At 42.0% G+C, this 2,287-nt stretch carries 3 protein-coding genes; all 3 read right to left on the bottom strand.

The features are described 5' to 3' along the window. Positions 1–45 precede the first annotated feature (45 nt). Positions 46–927, bottom strand: a complete 882-nt coding sequence (gene era, locus ACT8YW_RS23020; protein ID WP_004308624.1) for a GTPase Era — start codon at positions 925–927, stop codon at positions 46–48. A gap of 86 nt (positions 928–1,013) precedes the next feature. Then, the gene (locus tag ACT8YW_RS23015; protein WP_049701803.1) at positions 1,014–2,021 is read right to left on the bottom strand and encodes a beta-ketoacyl-ACP synthase III; all 1,008 of its coding nucleotides are present in this window, start codon (positions 2,019–2,021) and stop codon (positions 1,014–1,016) included. Positions 2,022–2,108: 87 nt separating this feature from the next. Then, the coding region (rpmF, locus tag ACT8YW_RS23010; protein WP_368334132.1) for a 50S ribosomal protein L32 at positions 2,109–2,287 on the bottom strand (179 nt) is incomplete at its 5' end.

Raw genomic sequence — 2,287 nt, 5'->3', positions numbered from 1 at the left:
TCAATACCTTGTTTTTTCACGACTATCACAGTCGCATGAATACTCTTAATCTAACTGATAACCAAAATTACGCAGCTCCTTATCCGAACTACGCCAATCCTTATCCACTTTCACATACGTTTCGAGGAAAATAGTCTTTCCAAAGAAACGTTCCAGTTCGCGGCGAGCCTCGGTAGCTACCTTCTTCAACGCCTTGCCCTGTTTACCGATAATAATTCCTTTCTGCGAATCACGTTCCACGTTAATCACCGCACGAATATGAATCTTCTTCGGCTCTTCCTTAAACTCCTCTACGACCACTTCCACCGAATAAGGAATCTCCTTGTCGTAGTAAAGCAGAATCTTTTCCCGGATAATCTCATTCACAAAGAAACGGGCAGGCTTGTCCGTCCACTGATCCTTTCCAAAATAAGGAGGAGAATCGGGCAACAGTTCTTTGATTCGCTTCATCACATAGTCCACATTGAACTTCGATGTAGCAGAAATCGGAATAATTTCGGCTTGGGGAAGCAGTTCTTTCCAATCTTCCACCAGCTTTACCAGTTTTTCCTGATCTGTAAGATCTATCTTATTGATGAGCAGGAGCACAGGCACCGTCATCTGGCGTACCTTCTCCATAAACTCATTATTCTTATCCGGCGTCTCCACCACGTCAGTCACATAAAGCAAGATATCCGCATCCGTCAATGCCGAAGTAGAAAAATTCAGCATCGACTCCTGTAGTTTATAATTGGGCTTCAATACTCCCGGAGTATCAGAAAAAACAATCTGCATTTCATCCGTATTATAGATTCCCATAATCCGGTGACGAGTTGTCTGCGCCTTGAAAGTAGCGATCGAAATACGTTCACCCACCAAGACATTCATCAATGTCGATTTTCCGACATTCGGATTTCCTACAATGTTTACAAAACCTGCTTTATGCATTTCTCTTCATTTTATTGGTTGAGACAAAAAAACGCATCGAATCGAAATAGGATGCGTTTTTGAGTGTTATAGTTCAGTAACTTACGTTACGATTCCTTTTTTCCGTCATAACCCCATTTCACGTAAACTGCGCCCCATGTAAATCCGGCACCGAATGCAGTGAAAATGATATTATCACCTTTCTTGAGTTTATCTTCATAATCCCAGATACACAAAGGAAGAGTAGCAGCACTGGTGTTACCATAATGCTCAATATTTACCAACACTTTATCCATTGGCACCTCCATACGGTGAGCCACGGCTTCGATAATGCGGACATTCGCCTGATGCGGAACAATCCAGTTGATATTATCTTTCGTCAGACCATTCTTTTCTGCAATAGCAGCAGATACATCCGACATGTTGGACACAGCATATTTAAACACTGTTCTTCCTTCCTGGTGCAAATAGTGCATTTTATTGTCTACTGTGAAATAAGACGGAGGACAAACCGAACCACCAGCTTTCATGTGGAGGAAAGGCAATCCTTTGCCATCAGTTCTCAGTATCGAATCCATAATTCCGTAATCTTCCGTAGTCGGTTCCACCATAAAGGCAGCAGCACCGTCACCAAAGATAGGGCATGTAGCACGATCTGTATAGTTAACCATTGACGACATCTTATCGGCACCGACAATGATAATTTTCTTATATCTTCCCGAACGGATGAAATTAGCAGCTGTCTCCATCAAATACAGGAAACCGCTACAAGCAGCCTGCAAGTCGAAGGCAAAAGCATTCTTTAGTCCGAGTTTATCACAAAGAATAGAAGCTGTAGAAGGGAAGTGATAGTCAGGAGTAGTGGTAGCGACAATAACTAAATCAATGTCATCAGGATTAGCACCAGTTTTCTTCATCAACTGTTTGGCAGCTTTGCGTGCCATGTATGAACTACCTAATCCTTCCTCATTCAGAATATGTCTCTCCTTTACTCCGATACGAGTCATAATCCATTCGTCGTTGGTATCCACCATTTTTGATATCTCGTCGTTAGTTAAGATATAATCGGGAACGTACCCGCCGACTCCTGTGATTACTGCATTTATTTTTTCCATCAAACCTATTTTAAATTAGCAATACTATAATACTTAAAGCAGCCGGAGAGCTTTACCCTCAGGCTGTTTTCAGTATAACTGTACTAATTATACAGCTGCTTCTTTCTCAATAGCGAGCTTACCTCTGTAATAGCCACAAGCACCACATACAGTGTGGTAAACGTGCCATTCGCCGCAATTCGGACAAATAGCCAATGTAGGAGCTACTGCCTTATCATGAGTTCTTCTCTTTGCAGTTCTTGTTTTTGATTGTCTTCTCTTAGGAT

The organism is Bacteroides sp. (assembly GCF_052357945.1).
Classification (GTDB): Bacteria; Bacteroidota; Bacteroidia; order Bacteroidales; family Bacteroidaceae; genus Bacteroides.
This window is presented reverse-complemented; position numbering and strand designations above follow the sequence as displayed.

Bases quoted from the DNA above. Each gene is read 5' to 3' on its own strand.
- era (WP_004308624.1), bottom strand. From the start codon at position 927: ATGCATAAAGCAGGTTTTGTAAACATTGTAGGAAATCCGAATGTCGGA.
- ACT8YW_RS23015 (WP_049701803.1), bottom strand. From the start codon at position 2,021: ATGGAAAAAATAAATGCAGTAATCACAGGAGTCGGCGGGTACGTTCCC.